This window comes from Sorangium sp. So ce426, assembly GCF_051475585.1.
Taxonomy (GTDB): domain Bacteria; phylum Myxococcota_A; class Polyangia; order Polyangiales; family Polyangiaceae; genus Sorangium; species Sorangium cellulosum_B.
Window position 1 is genome coordinate 3752217 of record NZ_CP150341.1, and the last position, 23414, is coordinate 3775630.

14 protein-coding genes are annotated in these 23414 nt (G+C 70.2%); 8 read left to right on the forward strand and 6 right to left on the reverse strand.

The annotated features are described in order from the left end of the window. Positions 1-406: 406 nt before the first annotated feature. Positions 407-1267 carry an SDR family NAD(P)-dependent oxidoreductase gene (locus WMF44_RS14185; protein WP_437299644.1) on the forward strand — a complete coding sequence of 287 codons (861 nt, stop codon included), beginning with the start codon at positions 407-409 and terminating at the stop codon, positions 1265-1267. A 59-nt stretch (positions 1268-1326) separates the two neighbouring features. Here WMF44_RS14185 and WMF44_RS14190 read toward each other — a convergent pair whose 3' ends face one another. Further along, positions 1327-2742, reverse strand: coding sequence for a hypothetical protein (locus WMF44_RS14190; protein ID WP_437299645.1), 1416 nt, complete (start codon positions 2740-2742; stop codon positions 1327-1329). A gap of 335 nt (positions 2743-3077) precedes the next feature. Between WMF44_RS14190 and WMF44_RS14195 the strand changes: the two genes are divergently transcribed. Next, positions 3078-3386, forward strand: a complete 309-nt coding sequence (locus tag WMF44_RS14195) for a hypothetical protein (protein WP_437299646.1) — start codon at positions 3078-3080, stop codon at positions 3384-3386. A gap of 55 nt (positions 3387-3441) precedes the next feature. Continuing rightward, entirely contained in the window at positions 3442-4206 is a 765-nt protein-coding gene (locus WMF44_RS14200) for a hypothetical protein (protein ID WP_437299647.1), read from the forward strand. 93 nt (positions 4207-4299) lie between these two features. Here WMF44_RS14200 and WMF44_RS14205 read toward each other — a convergent pair whose 3' ends face one another. Continuing rightward, positions 4300-6705 (reverse strand): hypothetical protein, encoded by a 2406-nt coding sequence (locus WMF44_RS14205; protein WP_437299648.1) that lies wholly within the window; start codon positions 6703-6705, stop codon positions 4300-4302. 352 nt (positions 6706-7057) lie between these two features. Here WMF44_RS14205 and WMF44_RS14210 point away from each other — a divergent pair, with 352 nt between their 5' ends. From WMF44_RS14210 to WMF44_RS14225, 4 genes are all read left to right on the forward strand, one after another. Next, positions 7058-8299 carry a hypothetical protein gene (locus tag WMF44_RS14210; RefSeq protein ID WP_437299649.1) on the forward strand — a complete coding sequence of 414 codons (1242 nt, stop codon included), beginning with the start codon at positions 7058-7060 and terminating at the stop codon, positions 8297-8299. Then, positions 8296-8535, forward strand: coding sequence for a hypothetical protein (locus WMF44_RS14215; RefSeq protein ID WP_437299650.1), 240 nt, complete (start codon positions 8296-8298; stop codon positions 8533-8535). Before WMF44_RS14210 ends, WMF44_RS14215 begins: the two co-directional genes overlap by 4 nt. Before the next feature lie 301 nt (positions 8536-8836). After that, positions 8837-9595: an SDR family NAD(P)-dependent oxidoreductase gene (locus WMF44_RS14220; protein WP_012235241.1), complete on the forward strand. Its 759-nt coding sequence runs from the start codon at positions 8837-8839 to the stop codon at positions 9593-9595. A 97-nt stretch (positions 9596-9692) separates the two neighbouring features. Beyond that, positions 9693-10688, forward strand: coding sequence for an aldo/keto reductase (locus WMF44_RS14225; protein ID WP_437299651.1), 996 nt, complete (start codon positions 9693-9695; stop codon positions 10686-10688). Between the two features lie 105 nt (positions 10689-10793). On the opposite strand, the gene WMF44_RS14230 is transcribed toward WMF44_RS14225, so the two are convergent. The 4 genes from WMF44_RS14230 to WMF44_RS14245 form a co-directional block, all read right to left on the reverse strand. Next, on the reverse strand, positions 10794-12815 hold the full coding sequence (locus tag WMF44_RS14230; protein ID WP_437299652.1) for an ATP-binding protein: 2022 nt from the start codon (positions 12813-12815) through the stop codon (positions 10794-10796). Continuing rightward, on the reverse strand, positions 12812-19075 hold the full coding sequence (locus WMF44_RS14235; RefSeq protein ID WP_437299653.1) for an AAA family ATPase: 6264 nt from the start codon (positions 19073-19075) through the stop codon (positions 12812-12814). The genes WMF44_RS14230 and WMF44_RS14235 overlap by 4 nt, the downstream gene beginning before the upstream one ends. A gap of 150 nt (positions 19076-19225) precedes the next feature. Continuing rightward, positions 19226-20617 carry a sigma-70 family RNA polymerase sigma factor gene (locus WMF44_RS14240; RefSeq protein WP_437299654.1) on the reverse strand — a complete coding sequence of 464 codons (1392 nt, stop codon included), beginning with the start codon at positions 20615-20617 and terminating at the stop codon, positions 19226-19228. Between the two features lie 264 nt (positions 20618-20881). Next, entirely contained in the window at positions 20882-22525 is a 1644-nt protein-coding gene (locus WMF44_RS14245) for a ribonuclease J (protein WP_437299655.1), read from the reverse strand. A gap of 180 nt (positions 22526-22705) precedes the next feature. Here WMF44_RS14245 and WMF44_RS14250 point away from each other — a divergent pair, with 180 nt between their 5' ends. Then, positions 22706-23248, forward strand: a complete 543-nt coding sequence (locus tag WMF44_RS14250) for an SPW repeat domain-containing protein (protein ID WP_437299656.1) — start codon at positions 22706-22708, stop codon at positions 23246-23248. The last annotated feature ends 166 nt before the right edge of the window (positions 23249-23414 follow it).

Here is a 23414-nt window from a genome sequence, read left to right on the forward strand (position 1 = left end):
GAAGAGACGCTACCATCGCCCGTCGACGAGCTCTCTTTCAAGCTGTTCGTGCAGCGGAGCACCGCCGCGTCGCCGCGCGACACAGCTCTCGGCAGCCCCTAAGCCCTCCAGCGGCACCTCGCGCGCCTGCCGCCGCGACAGCATCCGGAGCTTGCTCAAGGCGTTGTTCTCGATCTGCCGGATCCGCTCGGCTCGTCGTCCCGGCCACAGGACCTGCCCTGCGCCGGGTTTGCCGTGGCGTAGGGCGTGTCGGCGGCGACCGCCGGCGGCTCCGGCTCGAATTTCAATTCTGACTGGAAGGTAACGTACACCTCCGTCCAGAATTTCAATTTTCTCCGGGTCGTGTATCACCGTGGACGGGGCAACGAGCGCCGGGGAGGCCTCGGCGCCCGAGGAGGGACGACCGATGACGGCGAAGCGGGTGGCGCTGGTGACGGGCGCGAGCACGGGGATCGGCCGGAGCGTGGCGGAGACGCTCGCGAGGAACGGGTATGTGGCCTTCGCGGGCATGCGCGATCCCGACGGCAGGAACCGAGCGGCGCGCGACGAGGTGGCGGGCCTTTCGACCGCGGGGATCCCCATCGAGGCGGTCGCGCTCGACGTGACGGACGACGCCTCGGTGGCCGCGGCGGTCGCGACGGTCATGGAGAAGACGGGGAAGATCGATGTGCTCCTGAACAACGCGGGAGGCTGCCTGATGGGGCTGGCCGAGTGCGGCAGCGTCGAGCTGCTGCAACGGCTCCTCGATACCCACGTCGTCGGGACGCAGCGCGTCTGTCGCGCCGTGCTGCCGCACATGCGCCGGCGAAGGACCGGGGTGCTCGCCTTCACATCCAGCGTCGGCGGGCGCGTCGTCATACCGACCACGACGCTCTACTGCGCTGCCAAGGCCGGGATGGAGATGATCGCCGAGGGCTACAAGCGCGAGCTCGCGTCGTTCGGGATCGACGTCGTGATCCTGGAGCCGGGAATGGTCCACACGAAGATCTTCGACAACATGTGGCTGGACGACGACACGGCGCGCGCCGCCGAGTACGGGGCGCTCGGCGGCGTGGGGCGCGCCACGCTCGAGATGGCCAGGACCATGAAGGGGCCATCCCCGGAAGAGGTCGCGGGCGTGATGCTGAGGCTACTGGAGACGCCGCACGGCCAGCGGCCGCTGCGCACGACGTTCGGCGCGGACGCGGCGCTTGTTGACCCGGTGAACGCCGCCGCGGACGAGGCCACGCGGGCGCTGCACGCCCTGTACGGGGCGGACGGGGAATAGACGATGTGCAGCCGTTCGAGGCGCGCACCGCCGAGGCCGACCCACCCCGGCCTGTCTGACTAGAGCGACTTCAGGTATTCCACGAGGTCACGCTTCTGGCTGGAGTCGAGCCTCAGATTGAAGCGCTCGTTATAGCTGCGCACGACGTCCAGCAGCGTCTCGAAGCGGCCATCGTGGTAGAAGCGACCCTTGTTCTTCGGCTTCATGAACAGCCCTAGCTCTCGGACGAAGAGGGCGGCCAGGTTCATCGTCTTGTACGAGTTGCCGGGCGCGCGGTTCGCCTGGAAGGCGTCGATTTTCATCTCCTCGGGCGTGTGGAGGTTCCAGCCAGCATCGGTCCAGAGCGGCTTGTTGTGGCAGCCGGTGCACTTCGCGTCGCCGGTGAACAGCTTCGCGCCGCGCTCGGCGGCCTCCTCGTCGAAATCGACCCCGGGCTCCGGCTTCGGCGCCGGGAGCGCGAGTTGATAGAAGTGCAACGCCGGGAGCTTCGACGTGACGAGATCTTTCTTCGGATCCACGACCACATTCCAGATCCCGGTGGCGGCGGCGTTCGGGTACTTGTCTTTATCGTTGAGCCTGGGATCGAAGAAATTGCCCTTCCCGTGGAGCTGGGTCACGGCGACGTACGCGTTCCAATAGGGCACCGAGCCCCAGTTGCCCGTCCAGGTGTGCTCGTTGACTCCGCCCATATCGAACGCGTTGGGGAGCAAGGTCGCGGCGGTCTTTTTCTCAGGGCCAGGCTGGAACGCCTTCCCGTCGAGGAGCAACTGGGCGTCGTACTTGCCCGGCCCCCAGCTGCGCAGAACTTTCCTCACGCCTTCCTCATCGACGCCCTCGGGCGCCTTCGGCAGCAGAGCGACGATCGGCTGGAGCGTCGGGGCCGTAGCGATGATGGCGCCGACGTCCAGGTCGCGGTTGGCCCAGCCGTCGAGGCGCGTGCCGATGCCTGGACGCACGGAGTCGTTGACCGTGGAGTGACAGAGCGCGCACTGGAGCCCGATAGAGATCAGGTTGCCGCTGGCGTCGAAGAAGCCCGTCACCCCGAGGATCGCATCGAGCTGCAAGAGGCTCGAGGTGACGGCGGGATCGTCGAGGTTGACCTGGCCGCGCGCGATCTTTTCTCGGAGCCGCGACGGGAGCGCGTCCGCGTCCACCTTCAGCCCGAGCCCCAGCGCCTGCGCCGGCGTCACGTTGGCGATGCTCTGGTGCAACCGGAGCTTGCCGCCCCAGAACTCCTCGTCGCCGAAGGTGTCGAATCGGAAGATCTCCTGTCCCTGATGGAGCAAATTGCGCGTATTTCGTTCTATGGTGGCGTCGAAGTTGCTGAATCGCGCGCGGCGGGGCAGTTCGTCCTCGGCGGAGGCGACGTGCTCTGCCCTCTCGTCCCGATCGGCCGAGCTGCAAGCGAACGCGGCCACGCCGAGCGGGACCGTCGCTCCAACGAGCACCAAGAGCGTGGTGAGATGTGTCGTCATGGTAAGACCTTTCGGTGTCTTCGCGTCATACTGCGAATCCAAAAGTGGTATGTGTGCCTTCGTGGGCAAGTAAGAGAGTTCATGAGCGTTTCGTCGGGAGAGCTGCCCGCGTGCGGGTCGCGAGCCGGCGACAGGCGTCGAGGGCAAAGGTCTCGTGGCGTTTATGGGTGTTGTTTCCCGTTCGTGCCAACTGGGGATTCGATGAAAACGGGAGATGAGGGATTGAGCTTCAGGCGATGGACGTCTTGCGCCCTGCACACAAGAGGCTGCATTCGGCTTGATATCGGCAGCCTGGGCGTTCAAGGTCTGGGAAGAAAAGACGTATCCCCGAGATCGTGGTCAGGGCCGCGGCGCGGTGCCGCGACCGCGCGATCAACCGCGACGGCGTCGCCTTGCAGTACCTCTGGGGCTGCAAGGACGTGGCGTACCAGAGCAGCGCGTGGGCGGCGCTCAACCTGCTCATCTCCCACGTCTTCGGCGCGGCTTACCTGGTCTCGGGCGGCGCCTCGTGGCTCGACTTCGGCGACCGCGTGGCCCGCCACGGCATCGAGCACGTCTACGCCGGCCGGCCGAAGAACTGGACCCAGGCGGCGCGCGGCTTCCTGAAGTACATGGGTTACCGAGCCGAGGGGCGCGCTCCCTGAGAGCGTCGTTCACCGGCCGCGGATACGGATCGTCCCGGACCCTTCGGAGCCCTCCATGTTGAACCTCCTTCTACGACTTTCCCCGCTGCGTCCAGCCGTCCGCCTCGAGACCGTCGAGCGGCGCGACTTCACCGAGCCGCGTCTGCGCGAGCTCCACGCCCTCTCGAACGCGCTCATGGCCGAGGACTTCGGGCACTTCTGCGTCCACGCGAGGACCAACGAGGTCGTCCACGTCTTCCGCCGCGCCGACACGGGAGCGATCGTCGGCTTCCAGTTCTGGAAGACCGCGCCGCTCGCCTTGCCCCACAGCCGGGCCATCGTCGGCGGGAAGCTCAGGATCTCGCCGGACTTCCGGACCCGCGGGCTGCACCTCGTCTCGGGCCTCCTGTTCTTGCTCGAGACGAAGCGCCGCGCGCCGCGGACCCGCCTCTACCGGCTCTCGATCGCCAGCCTCTTCGGGTTCGTCTCCATCACCGAGGCGCTCGCGCGCTACGAGCTCTTCGATCCGAAGCGCCGGGGCGCCGCGGAGGACGAGGCGGTGCGGGAGGCGTTCTTCAGGCTCGCCAGGGAGAGCGACTACCACGTCGACGACGAGACCGGCCTCGTCCGCGTCAACATCTTCATGACCGAGGAGACGGTGAGCCGGTATCCGCCGCGCTACTTCGAGCGCCCGGCCGCGCGGCGCTACGCCGCGGCCAACCCCGGCTTCCGCACGAACGGCTGCTACGCCGGCTTCTGGTTCCGCTTCACCAGCGACAACCTCCTCGCCATGACCCGCGCCGTCATGCGGAGGCTCTTCCGCCGGGACGCCAAGCGTTGAGCAACGGGGGGCCTCCGGCGGACGAGCTCGTGGGCGCCTCGTCGAGCGCCGGGATGACGTCCGCCGGGCGGCGTCCTCGGTGGTCGAGCGCGATCAGCGGTCGATCATGGAGCGCATGCCCCCGCCGAAGCTGACCGTCCACGCCTCCTCGGAGCGGTACGGGTTCCAGAACACCCGCATCGGCTGGTGGAATGGATAGCCCTCGTCCAGCACGAAGGTCGGTGTCTCGTCGTTGAGGTTCTCGGTGAGCCAGAGCCCGTCCCGCTGCGTCGTCATGTACATACGGTCCGGGTTTCTCGGGTCGATGGCGCACGACTCGACGCGGTATCGGTCGCTGATGCGCTGCCATGTCGCGCCGCGATCCCTGGTCCGGTACAGCCCCCCGTAGAAGCGCTCGTCGTGGCTGAAGACCGAGGTGTACCAGGTGCTCTCGGTCGTGTCGTTCGGATCGATGACGATGTCCTTGGTCCAGTAGCGCATCTCGGGCGAGGAGCGGTCCTCCCACGCCGAAGCCCCAGGCTGGAGGAGGAACACGCCGGACCGGTCGGTGAACGTCCGGGTGTTGCCGGGCTGATGGCCAGAGTAGGTGGCCACGATGCTCCCGTCCTTCAGCACATGGACGTTGTAGGGGTGACCCTGCGTGCGCGGCGGGGCGGGGAGCGCGGCGGGCGCCGCCCCCGGCGCGCTCAGATCGAGGTGATGGATCCCCCCCGTCAGGCTGTTGACCGCGCTCGCGTAGAGCTGGTCCGGATCGCTCGGATCGAGCGCCAGCCAGACGACGGGACGGCCGAGATCGGCGACGAGCGACCATGTGGCGCCCTTGTCGGTGGACACCATGATCCCCCCTCTGGCCGGCCGGCTCGGCGTGCCGTCGAGGCGCGCGTCGCGCAGGTAGGGGCTCTGGTAGATGTCATGCACGCTCCCGGTCGCGGCGTAGAGCGCCCCCGTGTACGGGTGCCGGACCACGTGATAGGTGGTGTTCAGGGACAGGCCGTTCGCGCCGTCGCGCGACCAGGACGCGCCGCCATCCTCGCTGAAGGCGCTGCGGATGTCCGTGAGCGACGCGAACATCGTGTACTCGTCGTAGAACGTCAGCCACCAGCCCGACGTCTGCTCGACGCCGCTCGTGCGGTAGACGCCGGATTGGGGCGTGTCTGCTCCCCTCGGGTTCTCGTCCGCTGGTTTCACGTAGGCCTGCTGAAAGGTCCTGCCCCCATCCTCGCTGACGTGGACGAAGCCGAGATCCGTGAGGGCCACGCGGTCGGGGTTCGTGGGCGACACCGAGAGGCCGAGCGCGTACTCGCCGAACTCCCAGTCCATGTCTCCTTCGAACCCGCTCCATCCGGTGTCGATGTTGGCGTTGTGCTCGGTGCGGAACACGTGCTGCCAGGTCTCTCCGCCGTTCACCGTGCGGAGGACGATGGGTGAGAGCTTGTCGCGATCGCCGCCGGCGACGTACGCGACGCGGGCGTCGTCGTCGGGCATCGCCACGAAGGCGAGCTTGTCGCTCGGCCCGAGCCCGGACGTCGCGGCTTCCCAGCGCGTCCCGCCGCGCTTCAGCCGGTAGAGGCCGGCGTACGCGTCCACCTCCCCGCCGGTCGTGTCCGCGGTGACGAGGGCGTTGCCTTCGCTGTCCATCGCGGAGAACGTGACCGCGAGGAAGGTCGTCCTCTTGCCGTGCCCGGAGCCGGCGAACGAGACGATCTTCTCGCCCGCCGGTATGCCGCCGATCGACGTGTCGACGGCGAAGGTGCCTCCGTTGTCGTGCGAGACGAGCAGTCCGTCGCTCGTGCCGACATAGATGTCGCGCCCATCCCAGTAAACGCCGCCGACCAGGAGCCCTCCCGGCCAGGTCGTCGCGTGAACCGAGCGGAAGGTGCGGCCGCCGTCGCGCGAGAAGTAGAGCTCCGTGGAATCCGAGAAGAGCAGCCGCCGCGTGCCCCGCCGGTCGACGAACAGGTAGTGGCCGTCTCCAGGCCGCCCGGGCGTCGTGATCTCGGCGTCCCACGTGGCCCCCCGGTCGGTGCTCTTGGCCAGCGTGGCCACGTCCTGGATGCCGTTCGTGGACAGCCTGTAGCTCACGCCATAGAGGACGTCAGGATCGGCGGTGAAGCGGAACTGTGAGAGGACGCCGCCCTGGAGCTTGTGAAAATGCAGGGTCGTCCAGCTCCTGCCGAAATCCCTCGTGTGATAGACGCCCTTCATGTCGCTGGCCATGAAGATTTCGCGGCCGTCGTGCGGGTTGATGGACGGCGAATAGAGGGCGCCCCCGCCGCCCACGCCCCGTGATTGCCACCGGCGGCGCGCGCTCCAGGACCCGTGCTTCTCCGCATGCGCGTGCGCCCTGCTCGTGCCCGCGGCGAGGCGGTCGCTCGACGCCCTCGTCGCCTCGTCGGTCGCGGCCTCCTCCGCGCAGCCTCCCGCGAGCAGCGCGAACCCAAGGACCAGCGACCCCGCGGTGGCCCTGAAGTTGATCGTGAATCCAGCGTGATTCGTCATGTATGCTCCCTCACGCTTGGGATATCAGACGCTCAAGCGCCTGTGTGTGATGCTTTGGCGATCGGCTCCTCGTTTGCGTGATCCGGTCACGCGGTAGGACAACCGTCGACCCCGCGGCATGTTCGCGTAGGTGAAGGTCGGATGGGATGATGTGGCGTCCTTGTCGCACCGCGAACGGGAGGCGAGGTGGACGTCGGCGTCGTCGCAGGAGTGGTCCGACGCTTCGTCGACCCGATCTTCGCGCTCACTCATGTACGAGATTGGCCATCCGGTGAGAAGATCCCCGGAGCCTCCTCCGATCCGCCACATCTCGCGCGCAGCCCGGCCACGGCGCCGCGCCACGCTCCGTCCCATGACCGACCTCTCCTCCACCGCCGGCGTCGTGGCTCGCCCCGCGGCGGCGGGCCGCCTGCGCCGGCTCGGCGCCGCCGCGCTGTCGCTGCTGGTCGCCACGGCTGTATGGCTTCCGTGCCTCCACCTCTTCTTCCGGAGCGAGCCGGGCGAGCACCGCGCCTCGGGCGCGCTCTCGCCGCGTGGCCAGGCGCTGCTCGCGCATCAGCTCTCGCTCTGGGAGGAGGACAGCGTCGCGCAGGACGCGGCGCTCGCGCGGATGCGGGCCGCGAACGCCGAGTGGGACTTCATGGGACGGACCTTCCTCGTCCTCGGCCTGGCCAACGCCGCGCTGCGGGATCCGGGCGCCCAGGCGCGCCACCTCGCCGTCATCGACCGGATCGTCGACGAGACCCTCGCGATCGAGCGCGAGCGGGGGATGCTGCACTTCATGATGCCGTACGCCACGCGGCGGCCGTTCGTGCAGCAGCCTGCGCGCAGCCTCTTCGTGGACGGCGAGATCGCGCTCATGCTGGGCGCGCGCGCCCTGGTCGCGCGCCGCGCCGATCACGAGGCCGAGCTCGACGCGCGCGTCGCCGAGATGCGGTCCCGCATGGAACGGAGCCCCGTGCTGTCGGCCGAGAGCTACCCCGACGAGTGCTGGACCTTCTGCAACACGCTCGCCCTCTCCGCGATGCGCATGGCCGACGCGCTGCACGGCGAGCGCCGCGGCCTCGATCTCGGCCGCCGCTGGCTCGCGGCGGCGCGCGCCCGGCTCCTGGACCCGAAGACGGGGCTGCTCGTGTCGAGCTACACCCACGACGGCAGGATCCTGGACGGCCCGGAGGGGTCGTCCCTCTGGCTGGTCGCGCACGCGCTGCTCCTGATCGACCCTGATTTCGCGCGCGATCAGTACGCGCGGGCGCGCCGCGAGCTCGGGGCGGAGCTCCTCGGCTTCGGCTGGGCGCGCGAGTGGCCCCGCTCGTGGGCCGGCCCGGAGGACGTGGACTCGGGCCCGATCGTGCCGCTCGTCGGGGCGAGCGCCGGCTCGAGCGGCCTCGCGCTGCTCGGCGCCTCGGCCTTCGGCGACGCGCCGTACCTCGGGGGACTGCTCACCTCGCTCGACCTCGCGGCGTTCCCGATCCGCGAGGGGGACCGGCTGCGGTACGCCGCGAGCAACCAGGTCGGCGACGCGGCGTTGCTCTACGCGCTGAGCTTCGGCCCGCTCTGGGAGCGGATCGCCGGCGCGGGAGGTGCCCCGTGAGCCGACAGCTGGCCCTCGGCGCCGCGATGCTCATCGCGGCCTTCGCTGCGTGTCACATGCTCGGCTTGCGCGAGCATGTGTCCGTGCTGAGCGGCACGCCCCCGCCCGACGGTGGGGGCGATCCGTTGCTCGGCGTCGTCTACGCGCTGGCGTGGTTCGGCGGCGTGATCTTCGCGCCGATCCTGGCGATCGCGGCGGGCGTGCTCGCGGTGGTCGACCGGCTCCGGTCGCGGTGACCCGCGCCCTCTCGGACGGCTCGCCGCCGCGCCGAGCGGCTGCCTGCGCCGCCTCGGCGGGCTCGCGCAGGGCGCCCTCGCGCGCTCCGCGCGCCTCGGCGATGGGCGAGCTGCTCCGCCCGCAGCACGTCGCCAGCAGGCTGCTGCCTGCGAAGCAGACACGCCGCCCGGCGTGCCGGCGCGCGCCCATTCTCTCTGCGAACACGGGGCAAGCACCGGGTGGAATGAAACGTGCTCACGCGCGGCTCCCTCGGCGCGAGAAGACACACGACCTCGTGTCTGCCGATGGAAGGAGCTGATCGTGGATCTCGAACTCACCGGCAAGCGGGCCATCGTCACCGGCGGCAGCCGCGGTATCGGCAAGGCGATCGCGCGGGAGCTCGCGCGGGAAGGCGCCGACGTCGTGATCGCCGCGCGCGGCAAGGACAAGCTGGAGGCGACCGCCGCGGAGCTCTCGGCGGAGACGGGCCGCCGCGTCGTCCCGCTGGTCGTCGACACCGGCAACGAGACCTCGGTCAACGCGCTCGTCGAGCGCGCGGTCGCCGCGCTGGGCGGCGTGGATATCCTCGTCAACAACGCGGCCGTGCCGGGCGGGATCTCGACCGCGACGCGCCTCGACCAGATCGTCGACGCGCAGGTGATCGAGGACATCAACATCAAGGTCGTGGGCTACCTGCGGACCGCGCGCGCCGTCGCGCCGCACCTCATCGCGAACGGCTGGGGCCGCATCATCAACATCGGCGGGCTGGCCGTGCGCAAGGCCGGCCGCCCGGTCGCCACCCTGCGCAACGTCGGCGTGGCGGCGATCACGAAGAACCTCGCGGACGAGCTCGGCCCGAAGGGGATCAACGTCACCGTCGTGCACCCCGGCGCGACGCGCACCGAGCGCACCCGGCCCGAGCCCGAGAAGGACCTCGCCGCCTCGGTGAGCATCGGCCGGATCGTCGACTCCCGCGAGGTCGCGTGGGTCGTCGCGTTCCTCGCCTCGCCGAGGAGCGTCGCGATCAACGGCGACGCTGTCGTCGCCGGCGGCGGCAGCGTCGGGCCGATCTATTATTGAGCCATGAACGACGGGCCCGCGCCACGCGCGGGCGCTGAAGACGAGGGCGCCAGCTCGACGCCTCACGCCAACCTAGCCAAAGCACCAACGGAAGATCATGAGCATCCCGACGACCCGACTCGGCCGTACCGGCCTCACCGTTTCTCGCCTGTGCCTGGGCACGATGACGTTCGGTTTCCAGACGGACGAGGAGACCTCCCGCGCCATCCTCGACAAGGCCGCTGCCGCCGGCGTCAACTTCCTCGACACGGCCGACGTGTATCCGCTGGGCGGGGGCTTGCCGACCGCCGGGCGCACCGAGGAGATCGTCGGCCGCTGGCTCAAGGGCAAGCGGGACCGCTTCATCCTCGCCACCAAGTGCGTCGGCCGGGTCGGCCCGAACCCGTGGGATCAGGGCGCCTCCCGCAAGCACATCCTGGACGCGATCGACGCCTCCCTGCGCCGGCTCGGCACCGATTACGTGGATCTCTATCAGCTCCACTCCGACGATCGTGACACCCCGATCGACGAGACGCTGGAGGCGCTCGACATCGTCGTTCGCTCGGGCAAGGCGCGGTACATCGGCGTCTCCAACTACCTGGCATATCGCCTGGCGCGCGCGCTCGGCCGCGCCGACGTGCGCGGGCTCGCGCGGTTCGTGTCCGTGCAGCCGCGTTATGCGCTGCTGTTCCGGGAGATCGAGCGCGAGCTGCTCCCGCTCGCGCAGGAGGAGGGCCTCGGCGTCATCCCGTACAACCCGCTCGCCGGCGGGTTCCTCACGGGCAAGCACCGCCGCGGCGAGCCGACGGCGGGCACCCGCTTCACGCTCGGCGCGGCGGCGTCCATCTACCAGCAGCGCTACTGGAACGAGCGCGCGTTCGCGACCGTCGAGAAGCTCGCGGGCATCGTCGCCGAAGCAGGCCAGCCGCTCACGACCGTCGCCGTGGCGTGGGTGCTCGCCAACCCGGCCGTCACGTCGGCCATCATCGGCGCCAGCCGGCCAGATCAGCTCGACGCCACGCTCGCCGCGGCCGAGCTCGCGCTCGATCCGCAGCTCAAGGCGCGCCTCGACGAGGCGACCGCGGAGTTCCGCCACGGCGACTCGCCGCGCTGAGCCGGGGTCGGCGCGCCTTCGCGACGGGACGGTCGCGGTCGACATGGATCCGCCATCGCTCTCGCGCCGGCTCGTGACCTGGGATGACGGCTCCGGCCGCCATGGCTATGCGTCGTGGCGCCCCGCGCCCTCGGTCGGCAGCGGCAGCTCGACGCAGAAGGTCGAGCCCAGGCCGACCTCGCTCGACACGCGAATTCGTCCGCCGTGCGCCTCGACGATGGTGCGCGTGATATAGAGGCCGAGCCCGAGCCCCCCATAATGTCGCGACGAGACGCCGCGGCGAAATCGCTCGAAGAGCTGCGTCCGCACCTCGGCCGGGATCCCGATCCCGTGGTCCGTCACCGAGAGCCGTGCGACGCCACCTTCCGCGGTGACGGTGATCTCGATCGGCGCGCGTTCCCCGAACTTGATGGCATTGGTCAGGAGGTTGGTCACGACCTGATCCAGGCGGTACGGGTCCCACGAGCCGATGACCGGCTGCTCCGCGCGCAGAGCGAGGGGGCTGCCCGACTGCGCGAGCTGGTCGCCGAGCTGGGTGACGACCTCGGCGACCAGCTCGCGCAGATCGACGGGCGCCCGGTTCAGCTCGAGCCTCTCCGCCTGGATCCGGGAGACGTCGAGGAGCATGTCGACGAGGTTGGCGAGGCGCTTGATCTGGCGGCCGGAGAGCGCGACCGCTGATCGCACGCGCTCGACGTCCATGCCCCGCGAGAGCCTCTGCCCCAGCGATTGAATAGAGAGCTGCAAGCTGGTGACCGGCGTCCGGAGCTCGTGCGAGGCGATGATGAGGAACTCGTCCCGCAGGTGAATGGCCTCCTCCGCCGCCGCGCGCGCGCGCCGCTCGTCCAGGAGGAGCCGATCGCGCTGCTGTTCGGCTTGCACGCGCGCGGTGATGTCGCGGAAGCTCCAGACCCGCCCGGCCACGCGCCCTTCGAGGCGCTGGGGCTGCGTATAACACTCGAAGACCCGCCCGTTCCGGAGCGGGAACGTATCGAAGACGCTCGCCTCGGGATCGGCGTCGAGGTCGCGGACGCTTTGCAGGAACAGCTCTGGCTCTCGGAGCTGGCTGCCGCCGAACGCGAGGAACACATCGGCCGATCCGCCGGCGAGGATATCGGTGGGAACGCGCCACATCTGGGCGAGCCTGTGGTTATGGCGCACGATGCGCCTCGCGCCGTCGACGACCAGGATGCCGTCCTCCGTCGATTCGAGCGTAGCCTCGAGGAGCGAGTAGGAATGGCGCAGCACGTCCTCGGCGCGCTTGCGGGAGGTGATGTCGGTCGCGATCCCGCAAATGCCCTCAGGTCTTCCGTCGGGGCCGCGGAGCGGGAACCTGAGGAAGATGTACGTGCGTACGCCGTCGCTCTGGGGGGCCAGCTCGTCGAGCTCGATGGCCCGGTTCTGCTGCAGGACGAGCAAATCGTTGGCGCGATACTCATCGGCCTGCTCGCGTGGGAAGACGTCATGGTCGGTCTTGCCGATGACCTGCTCGCGGCGCATCCGGAAGAGCTCTTCGAACCCGCGGTTGACGAGCATGTAGCGACCCTCGATGTCCTTGGCGAAGATGACGGCGGTCGTGTTGTCGACGATGGCCTGAAGCAGGTGCTGGCTCTCGCGGAGAGCGGCGTTCGATCTGGCCAGCTCGGCCGTGCGATCTCGCACCCGTCGTTCCAGCTCTTGATGGGTACGCTGCAGCTCCGCGTTCTTTTCTTCGAGCTCCTTTTGCGCCTCGCGCAAGCTCAGGTGCGTCGTGACCCGCGCGATCACCTCTCCAATCTCGAATGGTTTGTCGATGTAATCGACGCCCCCCGCCTTGAACCCCACGAGCTTGTCCGCCGCATCGGTGAGACAGGTCATGAAGATCACCGGGATGTCTCGGGTGCTCTCAGCCGCTTTCAGGCGCCGGCACGTCTCGAAACCGTCGATGTCCGGCATCACCACGTCCAGCAAGATCAGGTCGGGTTGCATGAGGCGGGCACGCTCCAAAGCCTCTTCACCGCCCTCGGCGATGAGCACCTGATGACCCATGCATTCCAAATTGTCCGCCAGCACGGTGAGATTGGCTGGCATGTCATCCACGATCAGGAGTGTGCGGGGGCGAGCACCGGACGCTGTGGCGCTGTTCATGGTCGCTGGTCGCCCCCGATGTGCCGCGGCTCCGGCCCCAGCCTCGCCTTCGGCTCCACCCCCTGCAGGTGCTCCTCGACCAGGCGGAGGATCGCCCTGGACTGGCAGCCCTGCGCCAGGCGATGCAGGCGGTCGGCGAAGGGGCGATAGCGTTCGCCGAGGGTGGTCAGGTAGGCCGCCCGCTCTCGGATGTCGCGCATGTTGCCGTTCCGGGCCAGGGCATGCAGGACTTCCATCTCCTCTCGGGGCGGCGCCAGGAGCTCCGCGTCCTCTCCGCCCCCGGCTCGCTCCTCGGCCGGTCTGCGACAGACCCAGGTCAACCCGAGCTGGGCGCCGATGATCCGCAGCAGGCTCTCCTGGTCGATCGGCTTGGCGAGGAAGGCGTCGGCACCGGCCGCGACGCTCTCCGTCTGCTCTTCCTCGTTGGCGTTCGCGGACACGGCGATGAACGGCAGCCGCGCGAGCCCCCGAGCCTGGCGAGCGCGACGAATGCCATGGATGGCTTCCGGGCCGCCCATCACCGGCATGACCAGATCCATCACCACCAGATCCGGCGACGCCGCCATCGCCTTATCGAGGGCCTCCTGGCCATTGGTCGCCTCGCAGACCTCGAAGCCCAGGCCGCTCAGCAGGTCAGAGAGCACCGCCCGATTGCCCGCCACGTCGTCGGCGACCAGCACCTTCCGGCGCGGCCCCTCGTAGCCGATGGCGTCCCGCTCGGAGGGCCGGAGCGGCGCTGCGATCTCGGCCACTGGCAGGGTCACCTCGAACCAGAAGCGGCTGCCTTCGCCGGGCCGGCTTTGCACGTGGATCTCGCTGCCCATGAGGTGCACCAGCTGGCGGCTTATCATCAGCCCCAGGCCGGTCCCGGCGCGGCGCCGCACATCCCCCACCCGTTCGAAGGGCTGGAAGAGCTTTGCCAGCTGCTCCGGCGTCATTCCGACGCCGGTATCCTCCACCTCGAAGCGCAGGCGCGCCGCGGTCCCGTCCCGGACCAGCCCCTGCACCCCGAAGCGCACCCGCCCCCGATCGGTGAATTTCACCGCGTTGCCCAGGAGGTTGAGCAGCACCTGACGCAGGCGCTTCTCGTCGGCCAGCACCGCCTGGGGCAGGTGGGGCGTGGCCTCATAGGTGAAGCAAAGGCTCTTCTGCTCCGCCCTGACGCGGATGATGTCGGCGACGACCGTGACGAAGGTCGAGAGATCGATCGGCTCGGGGCAGAGATCGAGCTTGCCCGCCTCGATCTTGGCCAGGTCCAGGAGGTCGTTGATGAGGGTCAAGAGGTGCTGGCCGCTCTGCTGGATGGTATTCAGCCCCGTCGCCTCGCGGCCTTCGCGCCCCAGGGAGCGCTCGAGGATCTGGGCATAGCCGAGGATGGCGTTCAGCGGCGTGCGCAGCTCGTGGCTCATGTTCCTCAGGAACTCGGTCTTCGCACGGCTCTCGGCTTCGGCCGTCTTGCGGGCCTGGCGCTCCGCTTCGGCCTGCTTGCGCTCGGTGATGTCGGTGGAAATGCCGCAGACGGCATAGGGCTGCCCCGCCGCGTTGCGCAGGGGATACTTGAGGGAGATAAAGGTGTGCAATCCATCGTCGTGGGGGACCTCCTCCTCGGCCTGCAGCGCCGCTCCGGTGGCCAGCACCTCCTGGTCGACGGCGCGGAAGGCATCGGCCCGCTCCCTGGGGAAGACATCGTAGTCGGTCCCGCCGACGATCGCCTGCTCCCCGACGTGGAACAGCTCGGCGTAGCGCCGGTTGATCATGAGGTAGCGCCCCTCGAGATCCTTGAGGTAGATGATCGCTGTCGAGTTGTCGACGATCGACTGCAGCAGCTCTTTGCTGTCCCGCACGGCCTGCTCCGCTCGCCGGCGTTCGCTGTTCTCCTGGAGCAGGTCGGCGTAGAGCGTGGCATTGGCGATCGATATGGCGGCCTGGGCCGAGAGCAGCTCCAGCACGGAAAGCCGGTCCGGGGTGAACGCGCCGGCGACGAGGTCGTTTTCCAGGTAGAGCAGCCCCACGATCTCCGCCTGCCGCAGGATGGGCAGGCAGAGCGCGGATCTGGGGCGCCGAGAGAGGTGATCGCCGGCGATGATCGGATTCCGTGCCGTCCCGTCGTCCAGGATCACCGTCTCCCGGCTGCGCCGGACGTAGTTGAGGAGGGACGCCGGCAGGTCCGAAGGGGAGGCCTCGGGCTCGTGGGGAATACGCACCTCGATCTGGGGCCCCTCCGCCTTCGCCTCGGCGGCCAGGAACAGGGTCTCGGCGCGGGCGAGGAGCAGGCAGCCCCGCCTCGCGCCGGCGTTCTTGACCAGGATGCGCATGAGCGCGTCGAGCAGGCGGTCGAGGACGATCTCGCCCGAGATGGCCTGGGAGGCCTTGAGCACCGAGCCGAGGTCGAGCGCGGTGCTGGCGGGCGCGGCGGCCTCCGGGCACGTCGCGCCGCGGAGGATTTCGCCGGGGACGAGGTCGGGGTACGCGCGCTCGAGGCGCCGCATCACCTCGGTCGCGCCCCAGCGGCCGTAGAGCCGGTGGGCCTCGGTCAGGTAGGCGCGGGCGATGGTGGTCTTGCCGAGAGCGCGAAAGGAGAGGCCGGCGAGCTCGTTGGCGAGCGCCTCGTCATGGAGGTAGCCGCCGCGCTGCGCGAGGGCGATCGCCTCGTCGTAGCGATCGCCGGCGGCCCGCGCGTCACCGCGGGCGCGCTCGAGCTCGGCGCCGAGCAGGACGCTGCGGTGCGCCAGGTTCTCCGGACACAGCCTTGCCCAGCGCGAGAGCCTCTCCGCGAAGAGCTCCGCGCGGGCGAGGAAGCGCGCGCGCTCGTCCGAGGGGACGATGTCCGCCGCCTGTGTGAGCGCGATGCCGGCGTAGCAATGGAACGCGGGATTGCCGTGCCAGGCCGCCACGGCCGGGATCTCGATGTTCAGCGTCAGCGCGAGGCGTGCTGCGTCCTCGAACGCGCCCTGGAACACGCCGAGCAGCACGACGAAGAAGTGGGCGAAGAAGAGTGAAGCCTGGTTGTCGATCCGGCGGGCCTCCTCCACGACCGCGTCGATATCGACCCACTCGCCCTTGAGCGCGGCCGGGCGCGCCGTCTCGACCGAGAGCTGGTGCGCGAGCTGTCCGACCGCGCCGGACACCCAGGTGATGGCGTTGGACTTGTCGAGCCGGTGTATCGGCTGGTAGCCCTTCGTCTCGGCGAGGAGATCGGAGAGCGGGAGGCCGCGCAGGAGGCTGTTCGTGCTCCGGTTGACCGTGTTATAGAACGCCCAGATATACTGGCCGGTCGCGAGTCCAGCGTGCATGCCGACGCGCAGCGTCTCCCTGTAGGCGGCGTAACCCTCCTTCCAGTGCTGAATGAAGGCACCCCACATGTTGCAGAGCATCGACTCGGACTTCTTGTCCGGGTACCGCTCGGCGAGCTCTACAGCGATTCGCCCGAGTCGATAGCCGAGCTCGATGTCACCGCGCGCGCAGAGGAACATCCCGAAGTTCACGCAGCCGTAGATCGAGGTCTCCGACAGCCCGTGGCGGAGCGTGTTATCGAGGATCTTGGCGACGGTGATGCCGACGTTGTGCGAGGCGAGGAAGTAGCAGGGAACGAACAGCTCCAGGAGCACGTCCTGCATGGCGCCGATCTCCGGGTCCCGCAGCGGCGGCAGGCCCCGTAGCGCCTCGAGCGTCCGCTCGCGGACCAGATCCGTCGTCGCGTCGATCTGGGCGTCGACCATGGCCTGGTCGGGGAAGAGGGGCAGGTCGAGCCCGAACGGGCGCAGGGCGGCGAGCCCCTCCTCGAGCGCGGCGGGCAGGTCGTTCTTGAGCACCTGCACGTTCATCTTGAGCCGCAGGACCTCGGTGCGATCGAGCCGGCTCGCAACCCGCTCCAGGCAGTCGGAGAGGATCGCCAGCGCTTCGTCGTGCCGGCCGCTGAGCGAGAGCATGAGCGCTGTCTTCTTCGCGTACTCGAGGCGGAGCGGGTGCTGTGACGTCCAGGCGTCCTCCGGGAGGCGCAGGAGGCCGAATTGCAGGTAGCGCAGCGCGGCGCCGAAGGCCGCCGAGTCCGCGGCGCGGCCCGCGGCCTCGAGGCTTATGCGAGCTAGCTGCAGGCGCTCCGCGGGGGCCGACACGAGGTCGCCTGCGCTGTTCAGGTGGCCGACGAGGTCGAAGAGGCTCTGGCTGTCCGAGAGGTCCAGCTTGTCGGCGAGCAGCCGGCCGATCCGGAGATGGAACGCGGGCCGGTCCGCCTCCGGGATCATCCCGTAGACGCCCTCCTGGACCTTGTCATGGGCGAACCGGTAGCGTTCGCGCCCGGCGATCACGAGCCCCTCGCTCACCGCGGGATCGAGGCGGGCGTACGCGTCCTTCGGCGAGCATTCGCTCACCGCCGCGAGCACGTCGAGGTCGAACCGGTTGCCGATCGCCGCGGCGAGCTTGAGCGCCTTCACCGTCGCCGATGGCAGGCGCGCGATGGTCCGCACCATGAGGTCGACCACGTTGTCCGTGTATCCGAGCGCGTCGATCGCGGCGAGGTCCCAGCGCCAGCCCGATCCGGTCGAATACGTGAGGACGCCATGGTCGTACAGCGACCGGACGAACTCCTTGACGAAGAACGGGTTGCCGCCGGTCTTCGTCTGCACCGCATCGGCGAGCGGCCCGCAGTCGCCGCACTTGAGGCTGTCCGAGAGCATCTCGACCAGGTGCGGGCGCGCGAGCGGGCCGAGGACGATGTTGCATACGACGAGCCCGGCCTCCTCGATGGCCCGAACGAACGGGTGCCCGGGCGATACCTCGTTGTCGCGGTAAGCGCCGCAGAAGAAGAGCGCCTCGAGCGAGGTGTCGGCGAGGAGCTCGCGGAGCAGCCCGAGGCTCGCGGGGTCGATCCATTGCAGATCGTCGAGGAACACGGCGAGCGGATGGGCGCGGCGCGCGAACACCGAGACGAACCGCAAGAAGCACCGGTTCAGGCGGTTCTGAGCCTCGATCGGGCCGAGCGTCGGGACGGGCGGCTGCGCGCCGATCACATGGGAGAGCGACGGGATGACGTCGCAGACGACCTGCGCGTTCGGCCCGAGCGCCTCGAGGATCGCGCTCCGCCACCGGGAGATGCGCGCCTCGCTCTCGCTGAGGATCTGCCGCACGAGGCCGTCGAACGCCTGGATCACCGCGCTATAGGGCGCGTCGCGGCTGTACTGGTCCGATTTGCCGCTCGTGAAATAGCCCTTGTGCCGCGCGAGCGGCCGCAGGATCTCCAGCACGAGCGAGGTCTTGCCGATGCCCGAGTAGCCGGAGACGAGGACGCTCTCGCGGCTGCCCTCGAGCGCGCGCTCGGACGCGGCCGTGAGCGCCTCGATGTCCTGCTCGCGGCCGTAGAGCTTCTGGTGGATCCGGAACAGGTCCTGGCGGTCGTGCTGGCCCGCGACGAAGGGCTCGATCGTCCCCGTGCCGCGCAAGGCCTCGCGGCAGCGGTCGAGGTCGGCGAGCAGGCCCTCGGCGCTCTGGTAGCGGTCCTCGGCGTTCTTCGCGAGCAGCTTGAGCACAACGCCGGAGACGGCCTCGGGGATCGTCGGGTCGACGCGTGACGACGGCGTGGGCGCGAGGGCGAGGTGCGCGTGGATGAGCTCCATGGGGTCCAGGGACTCGAAGGGGCGCTGACCCGTGGGCGTCTGGTAAAGGATAACGCCGAGCGCGTAGAGGTCCGTCCGGTAGTCGACGCCGCGGTTCATGCGGCCTGTCTGCTCGGGGGAGACGTAGGGCAGCACGTCGGCGATCACCGCCGGCGCGTAGAGCCGTTCGTGCGCGCGGGTGATCTCGGCGTCGACGCCGAAGCTCGTGATCTTGACCGCGCCGCACGCACCGACGAGCACGTTGTGCGGGCGCAGATCGCGGTGGATGAGCCCCGCCGCGTGCACCGCGGCGAGGCCTTCGGCGAGCGCCGCCGCGAGATCGAGCGCCTCGCAGATCGGCATTCTGCACGACGGGCGCGCGGCGAGGATCCGCGCGAGATCGCGGCCCGGGAAGTCCTCGAGAACGACGATCAGGGCGCCGGCGAGCTCCTCGACGCCACGCAGCGCGACGAGGCGGGGCGAGGCGAGCTGCGCGATGCGCTCGCACTGGTGCTTGAAGCGCGCGACCTCGGCCCGAGTGGCTCTCTCCGCGCGCAGGACTTTCAGCAAGACCGGGACGTCCTCACCCTCTCGGCACGCGCGGATCAGGCTAAAATCGGCGGTTTCCTCGATCTTCTCGCGGAGTGCATAGCCTGCCCCGACGATCATCGACACCCCTGCTCGCTCGTCAGCATGATGCAGCTCACGCGACCAAATATATGCCCGAGGGGGTGGTTGACGAACTGCCGGCGGCTCTTCCAGCTGCAGTGCCCTACGCCTTGAGCCGGGGTCGAAGCGCCTTCGCGACGTCAGCGCCGGTCAGCCCCCGAGCGGCGTCTCCAGCGCCTGCCTGCGCGACAGCGTCCGCAGCTTGCTCAGCGCGCTCTCCTCGATCTGCCGGACGCGCTCGCGGCTCACCGAGAACATGCCGCCGATCTCGGCGAGCGTGTGCGGCTGCCCGCCGTCGAGGCCGAACCGGAGCCGCAGCACGTCGCGCTCGCGCGGCGTCAGCGACTCGAGCAGCGCGGAGACCTGCGCGTGCAGGCGGCGGTGGACCAGGAGCTCGTCCGGCGCGGCGCCCTCGCTCGCGAAGAAGTCACCCTGGCGCGCGCCGTCGTCGTCCCCCACCGGAGCGTCGAGGTACACCGGCGGCAGCGCCATCTCCCGCAGCGCCTGGAGCTTCTCCATCGACAGCCCGCTCCGCTCGGCGACCTCCTCGGGCGCCGCCTCGCGCGCGTGCTCCTGCTCGAGCTCCCGCCGCGCCTGCAGCGCCCGGCGCCGGGTCTCGGCGATGTGGACCGGCACCCGGATGACCTGGCCCTGATAGAGCAGCGCGCGAGAGAGCGCCTGCTTGATCCACCACATCGCATACGTGCTGAACCGATAGCCGCGCCGGTAATCGAACTTCTCCGCCGCCCGGATCAGCCCGAGATTGCCCTCCTGGATGAGGTCGAGCAGCGGCACGCCGCGGTGCCGGAGCTGCCGGGCCGCCGCCGCCACGAGCCGCAGGTTCGCGCGGACCATCTCGGCCCTCGCCTCCGCCGCCTCTCGGCGGGCGGCGCGCATCGCCGAGAGCGTCCCCTCGATCGCCTGGCGCCCGAGCCTGTCGACCGCGGGGATCGCCGCGCTTAGCGCGAGCTCGATCCGCTCCTCCACCAGGGGGCCCAGGCGCACGTCGGAGAGCCCGGCCGAGAGCGCGGCGCGCGCTCGCTGCCCGCTCGCCTCCGTCCGCCCGGCCTCCACCAGGGACCGCGCGAGCCCGAGCAGCCGCGCCATCCTCACGGACGTCGCGTCGCTCGGCGCGTCGCCTCCGTCCGCGTTCAGCAGCAGATCGCTCATGTCCACCCGCCCCGCCCGCACATCGTCCGCCAGCGCCGCGAGCGCCCGCAGCGCGACGGGCGACGCGACCCAGGCCTCGATCATCGCGCGCTCCGCCGACTCGATACGACGGCCGAGCTCCACCTCGAGCTCGCGGCTCAGCGGCGCGCTTGCCGAGATCTCCTGGAGATAGACCGCGGCGACGTCCTCGCTCGGCCGCGCCGGCGGCGCAGCCCGCCGGCTGGCGGGCGCTCCCCGCCGCGACGACGGGGGAGGGCGGGTATCGGCGCCGAGCGGCTCCTCGACCCGCGTCTCGGCGACAGCGCCCTTTCCCTCCATGATCGTCGTCTCCGCCTCGCCCTGAAGGCGCGAGTTCGTGGGACTCTCGTTCATCTCGCCTGCTCCACCATGATGCCGCGTCGCGCGGTGATCGGCTCGGGAGGTCGCCGGGACACGCGGCCTGAGGGCAACCCCCCAGGATGGACCATGAAGCGACGCCGGTCATGCGGCGACAGAACAAAGGGGCTCCGCCGGTCCGCGCGATCCAGCGCCGGCGACAGCCGCGCTCACTCCAGATCGCCTGTCAGCGCGGCCAGGCGCCTGGGCCGCGCGGGCCGCCTGGTCGGCCTGGCCCGCCTGACGGCGCGGCGCCGGACCTCACAGCAACACGGCCAGCGGGAGCACGGCGGGGCGCCGCGAGGCCTCGCGCCGGAACACCCGCCGCACGCCGCGGCTGAGCGCGTCCTCCAGCGCCGGCGCCAGCGTGCGCGCCGCGGGGGACAGCGCAGCGAGCGCGTCGCGCGCGCTGTCGAGCGCGGCGGCGTACAGCGGGCCGCCCTCCTCGAAGTGCGCCACGCCGCGCCCCAGGAGATCGGGGCCGCGCAAGATCTCGCCCGTCTTGCGGTCGGCCACCACCAGGACCATCACGAGCCCCTGATCCGAGATCTGCTCGCGCTCGCGGAGCACCAGCTCGGAGACGTCGAGCCCGCCGCGCGCGTCGAGCCACACCCGCCCGCTCTTCACCGTCTCGCCGAGGCGCATCCGGCCGTTCTCGAGGACCAGCGAGTCGCCGTCCTCGACGACGAAGACCCCCGACGCCGGCACGCCCATCCGGAGCGCCGTGCGCGCGTGGGCGAGCAGCATCCGGTACTCGCCGTGGATGGGGACGAAGTGCTCCGGCCGGACGGCGTCGAGGAGGACCTTCTGCTCCTCGGCCTGCGCGTGGCCGCTCGCGTGGATGGGATCGAGGCCGCGATCGAGCACAACGGCGCCGCGCTTCGCCAGGCGGTTGGCGAGCTGGCTGACGGCGATCTCGTTGCCGGGGATCGCGCGGGACGAGAAGATCACCGTGTCGCCCGGATCGACCCGAAGCCGGTGGTGGTCGCCCATGGCCATGCGCGCGAGGGCGCTGTTCGGCTCGCCCTGCGCGCCCGAAGCGAGCACGACGAGGCGCTCGGGCGGGAGCGAGGCCGCCGTGGCGTCGTCGACGAGCACGCCGGGCGGGACGCGCAGGATGCCGATCTCCTGGGCGATCCGCGTGTTGGTCGCGAGGCTGCGCCCGGCGAGCACCACCTTGCGGCCGAGCTGGGCGGCGAGGTCGAGGACGCTCTGGACCCGGTGGACGTTGGAGGCGAACAGCGCGACGAGGATGCGCCCCTTCGCCTCGCGAAACCGCCGGGTGAACCCTTCGGCCACCGCGGTCTCGCTGACCGACCAGCCGTCGCGCTCCGAGTTGGTCGAGTCCGAGAGGAGCGCCGCCACGCCGGCCCGGCCGTACTCGGCGAAGCGGCCGAGATCGAGCCGCTCGCCGGCCACGGGGGTGAGATCGATCTTGTAGTCGCCCGTGTGGATGAGGATCCCCTCGCCCGTCTCGATGGCGTAGCCGACCGCGTCGGGGATGGAGTGGGTCACGCGGAGGGGCTCGGCGCGGAACGGCCCGGCCACGAAGTGCTGTTGCGGCTCGACCTCGCGGAGCGGCACGTCGATGCCGTGCTCGGCGAGGCGCTCGCGCACCAGCCGGAGCGTGAAGCGCGTCCCGTACACGGGGACGGGGAACTCGCGCAACAGCGACGGCAGCCCGCCGATGTGATCCTCGTGGCCGTGCGTGAGCAGCACCGCGTCGACCCCGCCCGCCTCGCGGACGTAGCTGAGGTCGGGGATCGCGACCTCGACGCCCAGCACCTGGTCGTTGGGGAACATGACGCCGCAGTCGACGAGCACGCGGCGGCCTTCCTCCTCGATCAGCATCGCGTTCATCCCGACCTCGCCGAGGCCGCCGAGAGGAATGATCCGGACTCCCATGGGCGCAGCCTAGCATCGCGGATCGCACGAACAGAGGCCTCCGTAGGACGCGCGGCGCGCGGAGCGACCTGCGCGAGGCGCAGCGCGGGGGGGGGCGAGCTCAAGAGAGCTGGGCCCCGCGCCGCGCACGAGGCCTGTCCCCGGTCTGCGGATTGCCTCTGCGCAGAGCGGGAGGACCTCATGGCACGATCCGACGTTTCGCTGGGCGCATACGAGCTGCCGACGACCTACCTGCCGCCGGACGACGTACCGACTGCGGAGCTCGCCTCGCTCGCCCCGAGTGTGCGGGAGGCGCAGCGCACGACGACGATCCCCTCGAGGCCGCTCCTCGGCGCCGCGCCCTTCGCGCGGATCATTCCCGAGGACGTGCACTCCGCCCTCGATTACTCGAACGGGCTCATCGTCGCTCTGGCCGGGCTCTCCGCGCGGACGAAGGCCGCGAGGCTTGCGGGCGTCGCGCTCGGCGCGTCGGTCATTTTCGTCTCCCTGCTCACCGACTGCCGGCTGAGCCTGGCAAAGCGGATACCGATCGAGGCGCACGAGGTCATCGACCATGCCTTCGGCGTGTCGGCGATCGCGGCGCCGTTCGCGCTCGGCTACGCGAAGCGCGACCCGCTCGCCGCGGTGATCCACGTCGCCGCGGGGGCGGTCACGATCCTGGGGTCGCTCCTCACCGACTATCGCGCGGTGAGGGGCGCCGGGCGCCGGCCGAGGCGGGCGTAGCCGCGCGCGCGGCCGGCCAGCGCCGGCGCCTTCCCATGTGCCGAGTCGCCCCACCCTCGGTCCCACCGACGCTCCCCAACGCTGCAGGCGAGCCGCCGTATCCAGGCAACGGGACTCGCGATGACCGTACCACAGCGCACGTCACGCACACCGCCGCAGCGAGGCT